This window comes from Mucilaginibacter sp. UYNi724 (assembly GCF_054057495.1).
Genome location: NZ_JBSRZI010000005.1, coordinates 257,348 through 274,565 on the forward strand (window position 1 = coordinate 257,348; position 17,218 = coordinate 274,565).

At 43.1% G+C, this 17,218-nt stretch carries 13 protein-coding genes; 7 read left to right on the forward strand and 6 right to left on the reverse strand.

The window, feature by feature from the left end; all coding sequences use genetic code 11:
* Positions 1-24 precede the first annotated feature (24 nt).
* Both ACVW0P_RS10065 and ACVW0P_RS10070 read left to right on the forward strand, forming a co-directional pair.
* A complete protein-coding gene (locus ACVW0P_RS10065) occupies positions 25-1,248 on the forward strand; it encodes a sugar MFS transporter (protein WP_457131972.1) in 1,224 nt (407 codons plus the stop codon).
* Positions 1,249-1,363: 115 nt separating this feature from the next.
* Complete coding sequence (locus ACVW0P_RS10070) at positions 1,364-2,398, forward strand: LacI family DNA-binding transcriptional regulator (RefSeq protein ID WP_457131973.1); 1,035 nt, start codon at positions 1,364-1,366, stop codon at positions 2,396-2,398.
* 8 nt (positions 2,399-2,406) lie between these two features.
* On the opposite strand, the gene ACVW0P_RS10075 is transcribed toward ACVW0P_RS10070, so the two are convergent.
* The 3 genes from ACVW0P_RS10075 to ACVW0P_RS10085 form a co-directional block, all read right to left on the reverse strand.
* Entirely contained in the window at positions 2,407-5,058 is a 2,652-nt protein-coding gene (locus tag ACVW0P_RS10075; protein ID WP_457131974.1) for a glycoside hydrolase family 2 protein, read from the reverse strand.
* A 34-nt stretch (positions 5,059-5,092) separates the two neighbouring features.
* On the reverse strand, positions 5,093-7,447 hold the full coding sequence (locus tag ACVW0P_RS10080) for an alpha-L-rhamnosidase-related protein (RefSeq protein ID WP_457131975.1): 2,355 nt from the start codon (positions 7,445-7,447) through the stop codon (positions 5,093-5,095).
* 138 nt (positions 7,448-7,585) lie between these two features.
* Positions 7,586-8,839 carry an alkaline phosphatase family protein gene (locus ACVW0P_RS10085; protein ID WP_457131976.1) on the reverse strand — a complete coding sequence of 418 codons (1,254 nt, stop codon included), beginning with the start codon at positions 8,837-8,839 and terminating at the stop codon, positions 7,586-7,588.
* A gap of 310 nt (positions 8,840-9,149) precedes the next feature.
* On the opposite strand from ACVW0P_RS10085, the gene ACVW0P_RS10090 reads away from it, so the two are divergent.
* Positions 9,150-9,998, forward strand: coding sequence for a universal stress protein (locus ACVW0P_RS10090; RefSeq protein ID WP_457131977.1), 849 nt, complete (start codon positions 9,150-9,152; stop codon positions 9,996-9,998).
* An 85-nt stretch (positions 9,999-10,083) separates the two neighbouring features.
* Complete coding sequence (locus ACVW0P_RS10095; RefSeq protein WP_457131978.1) at positions 10,084-10,428, forward strand: hypothetical protein; 345 nt, start codon at positions 10,084-10,086, stop codon at positions 10,426-10,428.
* Between the two features lie 73 nt (positions 10,429-10,501).
* Here ACVW0P_RS10095 and ACVW0P_RS10100 read toward each other — a convergent pair whose 3' ends face one another.
* The 3 genes from ACVW0P_RS10100 to ACVW0P_RS10110 all read right to left on the reverse strand — a co-directional run bounded on the left by ACVW0P_RS10100 (position 10,502) and on the right by ACVW0P_RS10110 (position 13,831).
* On the reverse strand, positions 10,502-11,518 hold the full coding sequence (locus ACVW0P_RS10100) for a 2-hydroxyacid dehydrogenase (protein ID WP_457131979.1): 1,017 nt from the start codon (positions 11,516-11,518) through the stop codon (positions 10,502-10,504).
* A gap of 79 nt (positions 11,519-11,597) precedes the next feature.
* Positions 11,598-12,647, reverse strand: a complete 1,050-nt coding sequence (locus tag ACVW0P_RS10105) for a response regulator (protein WP_457131980.1) — start codon at positions 12,645-12,647, stop codon at positions 11,598-11,600.
* The gene (locus tag ACVW0P_RS10110; RefSeq protein ID WP_457131998.1) at positions 12,644-13,831 is read right to left on the reverse strand and encodes a PAS domain-containing sensor histidine kinase; all 1,188 of its coding nucleotides are present in this window, start codon (positions 13,829-13,831) and stop codon (positions 12,644-12,646) included. The genes ACVW0P_RS10105 and ACVW0P_RS10110 overlap by 4 nt, the downstream gene beginning before the upstream one ends.
* Before the next feature lie 187 nt (positions 13,832-14,018).
* Here ACVW0P_RS10110 and ACVW0P_RS10115 point away from each other — a divergent pair, with 187 nt between their 5' ends.
* The 3 genes from ACVW0P_RS10115 to ACVW0P_RS10125 all read left to right on the forward strand — a co-directional run bounded on the left by ACVW0P_RS10115 (position 14,019) and on the right by ACVW0P_RS10125 (position 17,210).
* Positions 14,019-14,435: a response regulator gene (locus ACVW0P_RS10115; RefSeq protein WP_354426557.1), complete on the forward strand. Its 417-nt coding sequence runs from the start codon at positions 14,019-14,021 to the stop codon at positions 14,433-14,435.
* A 91-nt stretch (positions 14,436-14,526) separates the two neighbouring features.
* On the forward strand, positions 14,527-15,951 hold the full coding sequence (fumC, locus tag ACVW0P_RS10120; protein WP_457131981.1) for a class II fumarate hydratase: 1,425 nt from the start codon (positions 14,527-14,529) through the stop codon (positions 15,949-15,951).
* A gap of 113 nt (positions 15,952-16,064) precedes the next feature.
* The gene (locus ACVW0P_RS10125) at positions 16,065-17,210 is read left to right on the forward strand and encodes a porin (RefSeq protein WP_457131982.1); all 1,146 of its coding nucleotides are present in this window, start codon (positions 16,065-16,067) and stop codon (positions 17,208-17,210) included.
* Positions 17,211-17,218: the final 8 nt, after the last annotated feature.

Below are 17,218 nucleotides of genomic sequence, written 5' to 3' on the forward strand. Positions count from 1 at the left end.
GAACCAATTAATTAAACCCTCGTAATGGACATCAAACCCTCATTCACCGAGAAGAGATTTCATGTAGTTATTGCTTTTGTTACCCTGCTTTTTTTAATGTGGGGCATATCCATGACGCTTGGTGATGTGCTAAACCGCCACTTTCAAAACGTTTTGCATGTAAGCAAGGCGCGGTCGGCTTATGTACAGTTTTCAATATTTGGGGCGTATTTTGTAATGGGAATCCCGGCGGGGTTGTTCATGAAAAGGTTTGGATATAAGAATGGTGTGCTATTAGGTTTACTACTATACTCTGCTGGGGCGTTCCTGTTTATCCCGGCTGCTAATGCCGAATCGTTCACGTTTTTCCGGATAGCATTATTTATACTGGCTTGTGGCATGGCTACGTTGGAAGCCGTGGCCCACCCCTTCGTGGCATCGCTTGGTGACCAGCGCACCAGCGACCAGCGCATTAATTTTGCGCAGGCTTTCAATGGTGCTGGGGGAATTATCGGGCCCATCGTCGGGAGCTATTTTATTTTTGGGCGGGAGCAGGACCTCGTCTCGGTAAAGCATCTTTACATTGTAATAGGGACGGTAATTGCTGTAATTGCATTTGCCTTCTCGTTTGTAAAAGTGCCCCAATTGGTAGATCCTCATAGCACTTCTGCCGATTCATACGCGCCTACCGAAGTGCCCCATGCAGATAAAAAACTGTTTCAGCATAAGCATTTTGTTTTTGCGGTTGTAGCGCAATTATTTAACGTAGCTGCGCAAGGTGGTACGTGGGCTTTCTTTATCAATTACGGGCACGATGTAATGCACTTTAGCGATGGCAAGGCAAGTTACTTTTTCTCGTTAAGTATGGTGATGATGATGATAGGCCGCTTTGCCGGCACTCTCCTGATGCGATACATTGCGCCAAGCAAATTGCTGGCCGCTTTTGCATTAGCCAATATTGTAATGTGCCTTATTGTAGCCCAGGGGTATGGTTGGCCATCATTCATCGCGTTGCTGTTCGTCAATTTCTTTTTCAGTATCATGTTCCCAACTATATTTAGCCTTGGCTTAAAAAACATGGGCAAGAAAACGCAACAGGCGTCATCTTTTATTGTGATGGGTGTCGTGGGAGGAGGTTTGTTCCCGTTATTGATGGGCCAGGTAGCTAATCATAATGTTGCGGAGGCGTATTATTTACCAATTATTTGTTACGTGGTAATATTTCTATTCGGATTTACCTACAAACGACTTAATAAAAGTGCCATTTAGGCGATGCCTGACCCATAAAATACATTTGCCGGCAATATTTGCTACAATATCATTAAATCGATTTAATAGCTATTTATGTTAACTATTTTTATATTTGATTTTACCATAAAATTAAGTGAAGAAACTCTCAATAGTTGATATAGCCAACCACCTTAACGTATCAAAAACTACGATATCGTTTATACTGAACGGCCGCGCCCAGGAAAAAAGAATAGGAAAAGAACTGGTAGAACGTGTACAGAAATTTGTTGCAGAAGTGGGGTACAAGCCAAACTCGCTGGCAAAAAGCCTGCGTACAGGTAAATCAAATATTATTGGGCTGATGGTGGAGGATATATCCAACCCGTTTTTTGCGGCTATCGCGAGGCTTATTGAAGATCGGGCCTATAAAAATGGCTACAAAATTATCTATTGCAGTACCGATAACGACACCAATAAAACCCGCGACCTGATCAGCATGTTCCGGGACAGGCACGTTGATGGCTACATCATCGCCCCGCCCGAAGGTATTGAAGAAGACATCAGTTCGCTGATAAATGAGGGTATGCCGGTGGTGTTGTTTGACAGGCACCTGCCAAAAGTAAGCACCGATTTTGTGGAGATAGATAACCTTTTTAGCACTTATAATGCTACCAGGCATTTGGTGCAGCAAGGGTACAAGAATATCGCTTATATCACTTTTGCATCAAATCAAACCCAAATGCAGGCGCGCTTGCAGGGTTACAAAGACGCGCTTGCAGAAAATGATCTGAAGCCATATGTACAGGAAATTGTATTTAGCCAAAACGAGGAACTTATTATGGCGCCTTTGCAAGCCTTCCTTAAAAAGCATAAAAACCTGGATGCCGTATTTTTTGGCACCAACCACGTAGGTACCTGCGGTTTAAAAGTGATAAACAGCATGGGCTTAAAAGTGCCGGACGACCTGGCGCTGATCTCTTTTGATGATTACGACGTGTTTAAACTGTTTTCGCCGCCGGTTAGTGCTATAGCCCAACCAATTGAGGCCATTGCCGATAGCGTGATCACCGTGTTGTTAAATAAGCTTAACACCTCGTCGCAACACATCAGTTCCCAATCCATTATCCTGAAAACCGACTTCCACATCAGGGGGTCTTCACAAGCGGTTAAGAAAGCTGTAATGCAGTAATTGCCTGCTTAATTATTGTAAGCCTTTAACTGTAATTTATATTCCTTTGTTAGCAATTTTGGGTCAATTTCTACTTTAAGAATCTTTATTTCGCCCTGCATTAGCGAGAAATATCCGTCGTTATATAGCGCCGGTAATAACTGCTTGCCGCTATTATCTACCAGTTGTGCCCTGATGCCAAAAGCAGCTGTGATTTTTGAATTATTTACAATTTTATACGTAAGCAGTTTACTCACCTTATTTTTAGCGACTGCTATTTGAGGCTTGCTTTGCATCAGACTATTACCAACTGCAGGCATTTTATTTAAAGCTGTATAGTCAAGGTACTTGTTGCCCATCCAATAGAAATTTTCGGACATTACCCGCCCGGCCTTATCCGTAAGCTTAAGTTTCAGGAAATGGACATCAGATAATGAAGACTGCTTCTCGTTTCCTTCGAAAGCTACAAATGCCTCGGTAGCGGATGTTGCTTTTACGCTTAACGTTTTTGATTGATAGTATCCCGGTACGCTTTTACCGTCCATATTGTAAACAAATGCTTCGGCATTAATCCCGTCAATATCATAGGCTTTATTGTTGATCACCTTTACAGAATTTGTAGCTGCATTCCATTGGATATGTATTGGTTCGCATGCTGTTTTGGCGCCAAAATAGGCGCCGGTAAGGTCATAATAGTAATCGTATGTTTGCCAGATCATAGATGGGTATGCCGATTGGCTCATCCAGATGAGCATGCCCGTAGCATCCTTCCACATATGGTCGTTCCATGATTCGTACATCGCTTTCATAGTTTCTACATTTTGCATCTGGGCTTTTTTACAAAAATCTTCTAACGAAGTAGCTTTGCCGTAGCTGTTGGTTATACTGTTGATATACTTAACCGGGTCAGAGCCGCCGCCCAGTGCACCATCTGTACTAAAGTAGTGCCTTGCCCACATATTGGTTTTGCTGTTAACCGCTTCCGGGGTGGGGGCAACCCAGTAATCTTTAGGCATGAATTTTTTAAAGCTTTCGATATTTACAAACGTGGCAGTACCCAGTTCACTGCGCATCCCGTACGAGTCTTTTGAGAAAAGATAGCCGTTATGAGGGTCGGTAAAGTACGTTTTTGGGTCGGCATTGCTCCACAGCCCACTTCCCGAAAGCACCCTGCTGCCGCCATGGATAGAAAAGTTAGGGTTGGTTTCGCCGGCATTTGAGCGGGCAAGATACAACCTGTCGTCCGCGTCGTTATCTTTAATGGCTTCTTTAATAGTGTTATTTAACGGCCCATTGGGGTTACCGCCCGGCACACCTTCGTTTGCACCACACCAGATCACGATAGATGGGTGGTGCCTGAATTTTTTAACCTTTTCAATAGCATTGCTCTTAAAAATGCCAAGGCTATCTATCTGCCCAAAGTTGTTCAGCCAAAAATCATCCCAAACCATTATACCGTATTTATCACAATAGTTGTAAAATGCATCGTCGGTAACTTCACCCGTCCAATTGCGGATGATGTTAAAGTTCATATCCTGGTGGAAGCGGATGCGGGTATCGTAATCTTTGCCGCGTGCTTTCAGCATATAATCGCTCATGCCCCAGTTGCCACCCTTTAAAAGTATCGGTACGTCATTCACGTAAACCCTTAGCGGGCCGTTAACCGATGTGGTATCAGATGTGATCTTCCTTATGCCGAATGTCTTGATAACTTTATCTGATAAACCGCTAGCGGCAACTTCAAAGCTAACTTTACAGGTGTAGATGTTTTGTGTGCCATCTGCCTTGCCGCCGTACCCGTTTGGCCACCAAAGTTTAGGGTTTTTAATGTGTAATTGCGGAAACAGCGCTTTGCCGTAATTAATCGTTTGGGTATCGTTGGCTTTTAAGGTTATTTGAGGCCCGTTAACCATGATGTTTCCCGGGCTTATTGTAAACCTGAGGGTCCCGCTTACAGGTTTCGTTGTAGTGTTTTTTAGGTCGGCTTTTAATGAGATATCGGCAGCATCCAAATCTTCCATCTGCGTGCGGATCCACGGGTCTATTATAGCTACGGGGCCGGTAGTAGTAAGGCTTACGGTATCGGTAAGGCCGCTGTTTAAACCCGGTACTTCGGGCATCCAGTCCCAACTGCCACTGCTGATGTATGTTGGGCTTTCCCAGTTGGCAAGCGGGTGGTTATGTTGAGGATCGTTACGTGGGGGTACAACCAAAACTAAAATTACGTTGGCTGTTTTTTTATTCATGTATTGGGTGATATTATAAATACCCCGTTCTACTATCCCTTTGATAGTGCCAATATGCCGGCCGTTTATATAAACCTCGCCACGTTTGTGAATGCCGTTAAAATTAAGCCATACTGTTTTGCCCGGTTTAAATGCCGACGACGAAAACTCCGATCTGTACCAAAATGGCTTATTGTATTTCTTTTTATCGACCTTGTAAATATTCTCCCCGTAATCGGGGTTCTGCTCTTTGCCCGCCTTAACGTAAGAATAAAATACCGTTCCGGGTACAATCGCGTCTATCCATTTGTCAGTATTAAAACCCGGTGCCGAGATCTGTTTTAAGGTGGATGAATTATTATCCTGCGGAAACAGCTTCCACTTTAAATTTACAGATTGTGCCTGTGTTGTAGTTTGCGCAAATAGTAAAAAAGCTGCGCTTAGTAATAATTTCAAGGTAGATCGCATGGGTAATAACAAGCAGGTGGTATTAAATTACAAATGAATTTGCTCCCGGTTTAAGCGGGTAAGTTTTGGCTTTCCAAACAAATATGCCGGGTGTTTTTGATGGCAGGTTGATGTTGATCTTCCATTTGCCGCCCTGTAGTATACACTTAACCGCAACGTTACCAACCGGATGCGGTACTTCCCCGCTTACATTGGTAAGGGTGCCTAAATGTGGCTCAACCTTAATTTTCGTAAAACCGGGCGCGTAACTATCCACACCTAAAACCGTTCTGAAAAATTCAACATTAGGGCTGCTGCCCCATGCGTGACAATCGGAGCGCGAGGTGGCAATGTCAGAGTATTCGGCCCAGGTAGTAAGGCCCATGGCTATATTTTCGCGCCAGATGCCCAGCAGGCTCATGTAATCGTTTCCAATGCCTGCTTTTACCAATGCCTGGTTCAAATAATATTTAAAATAAACCGAGCATTGCGTTAGCTTTTTGTTGTTGGCCAGCCCGTTAGCTACAGCCGGCATATCGGCAGTGCTTACAAGGCCTGTTAGTATCGCTAATGCATTTACGTGCTGCGAATATCCTTTTTTCTCTTTGGTGTCAGCATAAAGTTTGGCCACCGGGTCCCAGTATTTACGGTGGATAGTTGCTTTTAACTGGGCTGCTTTTTGGCTGTAAAGTTTTGCAAAATCCTGCATGCCGGTTTTGCCTTCCATTTCTGCAGCCCATTGGTAAGCGTAAAGTAATTGCAAATCGTATATAGCGGCGCTGCCATCGGGGCCTTTAACTTCGCCCCATAAATTGCCGGCCCAGTCTACAAAAGCCCAGTAAGGGGTGTCTTTTAGCGAACCGTCGGCTTGTTGATATTTGCTGAAGAAATCCAAGACGGTTCTTTCCCCAACCAGCTTATCTTTAACAAAAGCCATATCGTTACGATACATAAAATAATCGTGCAGCATGCCAATGTACCACAACGAGAAAGGCGAAATGATCTGTGTACCTTTTGTAGGATAACAGCTTTTGGTGATGCCTTCTGCCAAACGCGAATGGTCTATCAGGGTAATAGCGTTGCGTTGAAGGCGGTCGTCATTGGTGTTAAAATAAGAAACCATTGCCTGGATACGGGTATCGCCAATGTATTGCAGTTGCTCGTAATAAGGGCAATCGGTATAAGTTTCCCACGCGTTTAACCTGGCGGTGCGCCACCCAATATCCAGGATCTGTTTTATCTCGGTATTATCGGTGTTAAATACGGCAGTACGTTTAAACGGATAGCCGGTAAATGTGCCGTAAAGGTCATTAATAACCAGTGGCTCATCTTTGGTATGTACTATCAGCCTGATGTAGCGGAACGTGCGAAAGTTTAACGTTGTAAAAGACTGGCCTTTGTCCCCGTTTGAAATAAGGCTATCTATCCGCCCAATAAAGTCTTTTCCTTCAACGTCGTTTCGGTTGCCTTTGCGGCTGTCGGTACGGTTTTTTTCGTAAAGCGATTCGGCGTAACCTAAAGAGATGCCGGCATCTTTACCACCGCTAAAGTTTAGGGTGACGTACGCGTTTGTTTCGAAGGTTTGATCCAATAGTAATGTAACAGTAGTATTCGCGGGGATGATTACCGGTACATTTTTCTCCGGGAACCCTTGCGGAACATCCATACCGGTAGCTTTTCGCAATTTTGAGATGCGCTGATAGGTCATTTCCATTTGCGGGAGTGACGACGGCACTAATGCCCAGTCGATACCCCATGCCATGCCTTTAAGCTTACCATCCATTATTTTACCCGCCATTAACCATTTGCTATCGTCGAAATCTACGGCTCTCCAATCGCCTTTGATAGCTTGATTCATATCCACCATCTCGCCTTTGGTGGCGGCAAAAAAGTAACCGGGGATAGGTTGGTGGGCAACATCACGCGCTGCTTTCCAGGTATTATCGGTATTCAATATTTCTTCGGCGACAGAATTTCCCTGTACAATAAAAGCCGTACGTACAGAAATTTGTGCCTCGGGGCGATAATCGGCCTCATTGAAAACAAGTGCCGATACCACGTTTTTACCTGTAGTGAGGTAAGGTGCCAGATCAACAGTTTCATAATTCCAGAAGTAAGTGTCACCACGCGCCGGGCCTAATGATACCAGTATGCCGTTAACGTATAGCTTGTAACGGTTATCTGCCGATACATGGATCAGGAACTTTGATGGTTTAGCAACCAGGTTGATGCTTTTACGGAAATAAAAAACGCCGTAATCTTTACCGCCATCAAATGCAGCGGCTATCCAACTGGAGTTCCAGGGGCGATTTATGGTGCTATTTGGTGTTTGGGCATAATTGTTTTTTGCCGGTAGTACGCAGGCAATGGCTAACAGTATCGCGTAAATGTGTTTCATTAAAAAAGAATAACTGGTTGTGAGTGCAATTTAGTTTTATAAATCGATTTAGCAAAAAAATAGTTTTTTCATTTTAAGCCCGCGGGTGTCAAACAGATTAAATCTGTGGCCTTTTTTAATATGGTTTGGGTAGTTATATTATTTCTTAACCGGGGGCGTTATCCACCCGTTTGTTGTGTTGTATTTGCCTTCTACAACAACTTTGTAAAAAGCAGACGGCATATCTTTTACCGATACAAGCGCATGCTCTGTATCGGCATTGTACTCGCCCAATAGCTTATAATCATCCGTTTTACCCTCTCTAAAATTATTGGTTGCCGTTATCCAGATCTTCACCCTTTCGCCTTTTCCTAAAGCTTTCCAGCTTACATCGATATTGCCTTGTACCAAATTAGCTTTAAGTTCGGCTATTGATACCGGGCCGGTAAGCGATGTGCCATCAAGCTCCTGTTTATATTTTGCGGGGATTGTAATGTTCATGAACCGGGCAATGGTTGGCGTAATATCAACAATGCCAGGGTAGTAATATTTCGCATAGGCGTTTAGGCCTTTCGCATTGGTAACCATCCAGGTGCTGCGTTGCCGGGTTGATTGCCCGCCATGGTTCTGGCCCGTTTTCTCGTCACGGCCATGGTCGGTTGTGATAAAGATCTGCCAGTCTTCCTTAAAATTCTTTTCGCGGTATTGTATAGCCGCCCAAATTTTGCCCACCTGTTTATCCATCATTTCAATAGCCGTGTAATACTGCGGGCTATCTCCATAACGGTGCCCCATGTCATCGGTATATTCCAGGTACACCCATGATAGGTCGGGCGCGTTTAACCTGATACTTGTTGATGCTTCTTCAATTACTTTTTCATCGATGCGGTGCATGTACGCGCTCTCTTTATCGTGCTTAAAGTTGGCGGTATCTAATTCAAAACCATCGGCATGGTAATCCACATGGATCTTATTGGTTTGGTTTAAACCATCGCCAACCAACTTTGTACGATTATCAAGCCAGCTGGAAAACACGGCTATCTTTTTATTAGGGTATTGGTTTTTAAGTAACCTGAAGATGGTTGGGTAGTTATAGTTAGGGTCTTTAATATCATTGTCGGGCACATTGTGTTTATTAAACCACGTACCGGTAAGCAAACTGTTGTAGCCTACAGCGGATATTGTTGGCGTTTGGTTGTAGGCATCCTTATCGCCACCAACATGCGCACGCATGTATGTGCCCTGTTTAGCGATCGCATTGAGGTTTGGGGTTGATAGTTTTTCAACAACATCCGCAGGGATACCATCGGCAATAATAAACAACGCTTTTTTATCCCTTTGTTGTGCATTGGCTATGGTTGATAAACACAAAATAATTATAGTAAGCTTATAAATTTTTAAGGAACGATTCATGTTAGTTTTTATGGCGAAACTAATCTACATATATTTTGAACAGGTTAAGTACACGTTATATTAATGGGGCGCGTTGTATTACTCTCTATGTACAGGGGGGCCATACCGGACAATTCTCGAACCTTTTCTTGACTGATTTGCTTAATTGCGGTTTGAACAAATAGCCTTTTCTTAAATTTAGCGATTGACCGGAAAGCGTAAGTTATCGAGATTTTGTAATTGTTGATTAACCACAATCACAAATTATCCTGACCATGATCATTTTTCACCATCAAAGCTTTCACCAGCTTTGCTGTATAAAAAGATAATCATGCAAACCATACTCATCTCAACCGACTTTTCAGCAAACGCTGCACATGCCGCGGCATGGGGATATAATTTGGCCAAACAAGCAAACGCTAATATATTACTGGTAAATGCCATCACTATTCCTGCCGAACTTCCGCAGCCGGGAATGATCTTTTGGCAATCGGATGACGGCGATCAGGCTATCAATAACTGTACGGATGACCTGCAAAAGTTAAAAGCACACCTGGAGCAAAACGATTATTCAGAAACGTTTAGGCCGGCTGTAAATTATATCGCTGAGGGGGGAAAGGTTACAGATGTGATTAGTAATGTTGCTGATAGGGAAATCGGTTTGATTGTTATCGGTAAACATGGTAGCGACGGACTTAGCACCTTTTTTATGGGCAATCATTGCAGCAGCCTGATCGATACAGCTACTAAGCCACTGCTGATGATTCCTCCTGGAAGCCCCATTAAACAAATAAAAAAGATCGCCTTTGCATTTGATTTCAATCACATAGGAAAAGAAACTAAATCAATTTACGAAGTAATTGTATTTGCGAAAGCGCTTGGTGCCGATGTTTTATTGACCCACATTTTTCATGTGCCGCAGTCGTCCTCTATAAAGCTGATGATCGATCAGCTATTAACCGAATTATCTAACAAGGCTGATTACCCACATATTTATTACCGTGCAATTACTGACAGCAATACCGAGAAGGGTTTAGACTGGCTTTGCGAACACGGACAGATAGATATATTAGCCATGAACCATGGCCCCTACAGTTTTATTGACGACGTTTTAAATTTAAGCCATACCCAAAAAATGGCTGCCCATATTGCGATATCGCTATTGGTTTTTCAGGTATAATTAGTGTCTACAATCATTTAAGCCGCGGTAAATGGTCATTTTCTTAGCGCCTAATTACCCGGATATTTGAATAAACGTAACCATCATGCAAAACATAATCGCAGCACAGTCAATTTGGGATAACGATCAGGTAATAGCGCCTAAAGAAAGCCTTTGGAGTAAGTGGAATTCATTTGCAGACACGCAAACCGAAAGTAAAACGCTTTGGTTCATTGTGTCACTAATAGCGCAAGGCGTTTTGTTTTTGCCGGTACCTGCCGCGCTTATCTATTATTTCAACGCGCCACTCGCCGTGCTGGCGGTAACGCTTGGTTTATACTTTGCAAATATAATTTCAGGCATGGGCGGGGCAGGCATCAGGGTAACACTATTATTTTTCCTGGCCAGCGTGATCATTCATTTGCTAATGATCTCAATTTTTATATTTTAATAAGCAGTTTGTACAAATGCAAAAAGCTGTTGGTAAATTATACTAACAGCTTTTTTGGTATAAACTTTTCGCCTTATACTTTTGGAATAATATCCCGGCACCCTTTTTTGCAAACGCAGGCGGCACCCAGGCACTGCTTCATCTCCAAATTATCCAGGTTCTTTATTGTTTGATCAGCAATTTCCTGCAAGGCTTCTTTAGTTAAATATGCCTGGTGGGGCGTTATCAATACATTGTCGTAAGCCATAAGCATTTGCAATAAAGTATCCTTAAACTGGTCGTTAGTGTGATCTTCAAAAAACAAGCCCTTTTCATGCTCATAAACATCCAAACCAAGGTAGCCTATCTTCCCTGTTTTAAGTGCGGTTAATACATCAAGCGTATTAATGAGCCCGCCTCTCGAAGTATTAATGAGCATCACCCCGTCTTTCATCCGGTTAAGGGTTTCTTCACAAATAAAATGTTTGTTAGCTGCTGTTAGTGGTAAATGAAGGGATATGATATCGGATACAGACAGTAAAGATTCTAAAGATACAGTTTGCACATCGTAGGCTTCTGCTTGAAAATAAGGGTCGTAGCCAACAATTTTACAACCCAAGCCATTGTAGATTTTGGCAGCGGCAAGCCCTGTGTTCCCCAAACCAATGATCCCTACTGTTTTCCCTGCGAAATTAAACCCGATAAGTTCTTCGTTCCTGAAATCAAAATGGTGGCTGTTTTTATCTGCTTTTATCAATCTTCGATTAAGGGCAAAGGCCAAAGCTACTGAATGTTCGGCAATGGCCTGTGGTGAATAAGACGGCACATTTGATACCTTAATGTTATACTTATTTGCAGCCTCTTTATCAATGTGATCGGTGCCGGTAGATCTTGTTATGATATATTTTATACCCAGCCCGGCCAGTTTTTTAATTACCGTTGCGTTTACCTCATCGTTTGTAAAAACAATAATGGCGTCCTTGCCCTCGGCATAATTGGTTGTGTCCGAATTTAATGGGTTTGATATAAGTGTTATATCATGTTTTTTTTGATTGGCTATCGCCAGATATTCTTTTTCAAAAGGCCTTATGCTGTATGCTACCGCTTTCATAATTTATAATATTTCAGCAAAATTACTCCAAGGGCACGAGGCGTGCCATGAGGCTGGTCAGCGGTAAAAGTGATGCTGGTCAGTTTTTCATTTTGGCAAGGCGGGCTTCGTCCAGTATGGTTATCAGGCTGGCGGTTTTTTCAATCAGGCGCTCATCTTTAAAATCAGACAGGGTACGGCTGACGGTTTCGGTTGCCATGCCTGCCATAGCCGCAAGATCCTCTCGGGATATTTTAAAACCGCTGGTTTCTTTTGACAGGGTACGGTGTAAACGGAATAAAACATCAGCAAGTTTTTTACGAACGGAATTGTAGGCCAATCGCAAAAGCTGGTCTTCTTTTTCCCTGATATCTTTTGCGAGTATTTTAATGAATTTTCGGCCTACTTCCGGGTGCTTGCTTAATAGTTGTTCCAACATGTCCTTGGGTATCAAACACAGGGTGCTATCTTCTGTAGCAGTAGCTGTATCGGTGTAAGGTTCGTTAGCCAGTAAAGCGTTTATACCAAGATAGTCTTCAGCGCTATACATCCCTGTAATTAGTTCCCGGCCATCCTCTGCCAGTTTAATAGTTTTGATACGCCCGCTTATGATCAGATGTATGCCGGTGCCTTTGTCTCCATCGTAATAAATAACCTGGTTTTTTTTGAATGCCCGGCTTTTACGTTCTTGTATGATGTTTTTTAACTCAGCCAGCCCATCTACGTTATTTACCAAAGAACCAAGTTGATCTAAGGACGCACTATAAAATTTTTGTTGGAGTTCCTTTTTCTTTAGTCGGCTTTCAATAGCTTGCAAAAGTTCCAAATCATCAAAAGGCTTAGTAAGGTAATCATCTGCACCCAGTTCCATGCCCTTACGCAGGTCAAGATGTTCTGCCTTGGCTGTCAGGAATATAAAGGGGATAGTGCTGGTCTCTAAACGTTTGTTAAGGATGTATAATACTCCATAGCCATCCATCTCGGGCATCATAATATCGCACAAAATGATATCAGGCTGATGTTTGAGGGCGATTTCTACACCCGTTTTTCCATTATTGGCATTATATACAGTATAACCTGCCAGTTCTAATATTTCCAGTATATTTTCGCGGATGTCGTCATTGTCTTCAATTACTAAAACTTTTTTCATGATGTTGCAAATGTTAGGATGAAAATAGTACCCTGGTTAACGTTGCTTTCGAAGGTTACGCTGCCGCCCATCAGGTCGATATAGCGGGCAACGATATTCAACCCTAACCCGGTACCCGGTATGGTGCCGGTATTATGAGCCCTAAAGAAGGCTTCAAAAAGGTATTTTTGGTCTTTTTCGGGAATACCAATGCCATTATCTTTAATAGTAATAGTGCATTGGTTCTTATTTATCTCTGTTGTAAAGGCAATAAAAGTATTTTCGCCAGAGTATTTAATAGCGTTGCTCACCAGGTTTACTATACAACTTTTAAGCAGGTTTTGATCTAACTTTACCATACTGCTTGTGCCGGTATGCTGGTAAATGATATTTTGGTGTTGCTTGGCTATGGCCTGCATTTCTTCGGTGATATCTTCGGCTAATTTAACCAGGTCGAAGGATGCAATGTTGGGTTGTTCTTTTCCTGCTTCCAGTTTTTCCAGAGAAAGAAAATCGTTTAGTATAGCTGTAAGGTTGCTAACCCCTTGCTTAATTTTTCCCACGTGTTTGCCAATATTCGGTGTATTCAGGGTTTCGGCGTATCGCTCGATCAAGCCGGCAGATAATTGTATAGATGTTAGCGGTGTCCGAAATTCATGAGAGGCGATAGATACAAAGCGGCTTTTTAGAAGATTAAGTTCTTTTTCCTTGTCAAGTGATTGGCTTACCTCTTCTTTGGCAAGCTCTAATGCGGCTACCGTTTCGTTTAATGACCGTGTGCGTTCCTCTACTTGTTCTTCAAGGTGTGCGGCATAATCCTTTAGTTGCGCTTCGGCCTGTTTTTCGCGCGTCACGTCATGTATAAAACCGGTATAGATTTTCCTGCCGGAATATTGGACTTCGCTTAAAGCCAATCTAAACGGGAAAACAGTACCGTTTTTTTTAAGGCCTTTTACTTCGCGGCCAACACCAATAATATGTGCTTTGCCTGTGCGCTGGTAGCGGTCCAGATATTCGTCGTGCTGCGCCTTATCCGGCGGGGGCATCAGCATAGAGACATTCTTCCCAATAACTTCTGCCGGCGCGTAATCAAAGAGTTTACAGGCCGAGGGGTTAATGGTCTCTATTTTGCCCCGGTCGTCGATGGTAATGATGCCATCAATGGCATTGTCTATAATGGCAATTAAAAGAGCGGCTTTTTCCATATTAACGATCAGGTATAACCTAACCGTTATATCTCGTTTGCGAAGGTCGGTTATAGTTAACACAATGCCGCGAATTACCTGCCCCAAAAAAGTGATTGTGATCACTTTTTGACCTCTCCAAGACGGTGTTTTATTTAATCAATAATTAAATAAAGAAAACAATTATGCCATGGGGTGTTATAGATACATGGAATACGATATGCCTGTAAATGTGCTGATTATAGATGACGATCCTATTAGCAACTTTATTTTAGAAAAACTTATCAGAAAAGTAATAGGTTATGTTGACATAACTGTATGCCTTAATGGCGAACTTGCTATTTCGCATTTACTTGACCTTGTAAAGCAGGATGTTAAGTATCCTGATTTTATTTTCGTTGATGTATCCATGCCTGTTATGAACGGCTGGGCTTTTTTAGAGGAGTACGCACATTACGATCTCGATAAAATTCTAAAGTCAAAGATCTTTGTTGCAACCTCTTCGATTTTTAAACGCGATTACGACCAGGCATTTAGTTATCCTATTGTAGAAGACTTAATTATTAAACCATTTAGTATTGAAAACCTCCGCGGGATCTTAAACGGAAGCCCAAAGTTAATTTAATGATCACAGTCATTTAATAGCCTGTTGGCTATCATCAATAAAGCGCCTATCCGCACCGACTTTTACGGCATACAATTAAATAGTATGTCCTATGTCAACTTTAACGCTAAATAATTCCGAAACAGGTTTCCGTACCGAACATGATTCGATGGGAGATGTTCAGGTACCTTCCGAAAAATACTGGGGCGCACAAACCGAACGCTCCCGCAATAATTTCAAGATAGGCCCCAAGGCATCTATGCCTGCCGAAATTATCGATGCTTTTGCCTACCTGAAAAAAGCAGCGGCTTATGCCAATGCAGAACTGGGCGTACTATCTGAGGAAAAGCGCGATCTGATAGCCATGGTTTGCGACGAGATCCTGAAGGGCGAAATGGCAGACGAATTTCCGCTGGTAATATGGCAAACAGGGTCTGGTACGCAGTCTAACATGAATTTGAATGAGGTAATAGCTAACCGAGCGCACGTGATCCATGGCGGCGCACTTGGCGACAGGCAGACAATCATCCACCCGAATGATGACGTAAACAAATCGCAATCATCTAATGATACTTTCCCAACCGCTATGCATATCGCGGCTTACAAGATGCTGATCGATATAACCATCCCGGGTATCGAAAAATTGCGCGATACATTAAATGCAAAATCTGAAGCTTTTAAAGGCGTAGTAAAAATTGGCCGCACTCATTTAATGGATGCCGTACCGCTTACACTCGGTCAGGAAATCTCCGGGTATGTATCTCAACTGAACCATGGGTTAAAAGCCTTACGTAATACACTCGACCACTTATCCGAACTGGCCCTTGGCGGCTCGGCAGTTGGCACGGGGATGAATACGCCTAAAGACTACGATGTAACAGTAGCCGGTTATATTGCCCAATTTACTGATCTGCCCTTCCGTACGGCTGATAATAAATTTGAAGCACTATCTGCCCACGATGCTATTGTAGAAAGCCATGGTGCGCTAAAACAGATCGCAGTATCGTTGATGATGATCGCCAATAACATCCGGATGCTGGCATCGGGCCCGCGCTGCAGCATAGGCGAATTACACTTGCCAGAGAACGAGCCGGGATCATCCATTATGCCCGGCAAAATAAACCCGACACAAAACGAGGCGGTTACTATGGTAGCCGCCCAGGTAATGGGCAACGATGTGGCTATTACTATCGCAGGCTCAAACGGGCAGTTCCAGTTAAACGTGTTTAAGCCGGTAATGGCTGCCAATTTTTTGCAGTCGGCCCGTTTGATCGGTGAAGCTTGTGAATCATTTAATGAGCATTGTGCTATGGGAATAGAACCAAATTATGAGGGGATTAAAAATCACCTCGAAGAATCGCTGATGCTGGTAACTGCTTTAAACCCACACGTCGGGTACGAAAATTCCGCCAAGATCGCCCAAAAAGCAATGCGCGAGAACCTATCGCTTCGCGAATCGGCCATTGAGTTGAAACTGCTCACCAGCGAACAATTCGACCAATGGGTAAACCCAGTGGATATGGTGGGTACACTCTAATATTCTCTATTAGTGACCCGGATCATTTTTACGAATGTTCCGGGTCATGATTTAATGCACCTCCGGTCAGCACCTTTACATCAATCAATAACACGCTCTTTTATCTCCCCTATGTGAAAAATTTTATCCTTCCTATCCTGATGCTCCTTGCCTGTTTGCAGGCTTCAGCGCAGCAATCCGCAGTAATGCCGCAGGTTAATACCGATACCATTAAAAACTTCTCAACTTACAAACGCTCTATCACTTTTGCCGGGCTTTTACAAACCAGGTTTCTTGGCTCACTTACCAAAAACGTAGATATAAACGGGAAGAACTTCGATCCCGCAGCCACTACTGGTAAAATCACCAATACTTTTATGCTAAAGCGCGTTCGCTTTGTGGTAAAGGGTACCGTTAATGACCATTTCTCCGCTAACCTGCTGGTGAACTTTGCGGAGTTTAATAGCGACCCGGCCAACAAAGTATTGGAGAATGCTTATGTGAAATACACGCTTAGCAAGTACCTAAATGTGCAGGCAGGGCAATTTAGACCTTTCTTTGGCATTGAAGACGTAGTGCCGAACGATATCATTCGCACGCTGGATTATTCTAACCAATACTACGCTTTCGGAGCAAGTGGCTGGCAAAGTTTCCAGACTGGTGTAGCCATATTCGGTAACATTAATAAAAGCGGCCAACTGCGTTATTATGCAGGCGCTTATAATGGTAACAACCGCAACCAGGCAAACGATAACGATAATACCAAGAACATTTACGGCCGTTTAGAAGCCGATGTTTTTAAAGGTTTAACACTTGGCGTAAATGTTGCACAAGGAAGCCTTGGTGCCGGTACGGGTAATGCCCTCGGTATTGATGTAAAAGGTAGCATGGCACTAAACGACCGATGGGAGTTTTCCCTGGGCGGCGAATACAAAACCGGTACAAACTTCGCTTTATACAATACCCTTACTGTAAAGCCGATCTTGAAAGATGTGCGGATGCAGGGTTTTTATATCTTCCCCATTGTGCGTTACAATACCAATATGCGAAGGGTTAGGGGTATCGAGTTCTCGTCGCGTTACGAATACTTCAACGAAAATTATAGGCTCAATCACAATTCCAGGCAAACAATTATTCCAAACGTCTCGCTAATCTTTGCCGATGATTTTTATGCCGCGCTACAGGCAGGTGTATCTATAGATCTGTACCAAAAAAACATACCCCTTACTACTGCTTATAACCATAACCTGGCTTATCTCCAACTACAGGTACGCTTTTAATTTATCAT

Bases quoted from the DNA above. Each gene is read 5' to 3' on its own strand.
- ACVW0P_RS10065 (WP_457131972.1), top strand. From the start codon at position 25: ATGGACATCAAACCCTCATTCACCGAGAAGAGATTTCATGTAGTTATT.
- ACVW0P_RS10080 (WP_457131975.1), bottom strand. From the start codon at position 7,447: ATGAAACACATTTACGCGATACTGTTAGCCATTGCCTGCGTACTACCG.
- ACVW0P_RS10085 (WP_457131976.1), bottom strand. From the start codon at position 8,839: ATGAATCGTTCCTTAAAAATTTATAAGCTTACTATAATTATTTTGTGT.
- ACVW0P_RS10090 (WP_457131977.1), top strand. From the start codon at position 9,150: ATGCAAACCATACTCATCTCAACCGACTTTTCAGCAAACGCTGCACAT.
- ACVW0P_RS10095 (WP_457131978.1), top strand. From the start codon at position 10,084: ATGCAAAACATAATCGCAGCACAGTCAATTTGGGATAACGATCAGGTA.
- ACVW0P_RS10100 (WP_457131979.1), bottom strand. From the start codon at position 11,518: ATGAAAGCGGTAGCATACAGCATAAGGCCTTTTGAAAAAGAATATCTG.
- ACVW0P_RS10105 (WP_457131980.1), bottom strand. From the start codon at position 12,647: ATGAAAAAAGTTTTAGTAATTGAAGACAATGACGACATCCGCGAAAAT.
- ACVW0P_RS10110 (WP_457131998.1), bottom strand. From the start codon at position 13,831: ATGGAAAAAGCCGCTCTTTTAATTGCCATTATAGACAATGCCATTGAT.
- ACVW0P_RS10115 (WP_354426557.1), top strand. From the start codon at position 14,019: ATGGAATACGATATGCCTGTAAATGTGCTGATTATAGATGACGATCCT.
- fumC (WP_457131981.1), top strand. From the start codon at position 14,527: ATGTCAACTTTAACGCTAAATAATTCCGAAACAGGTTTCCGTACCGAA.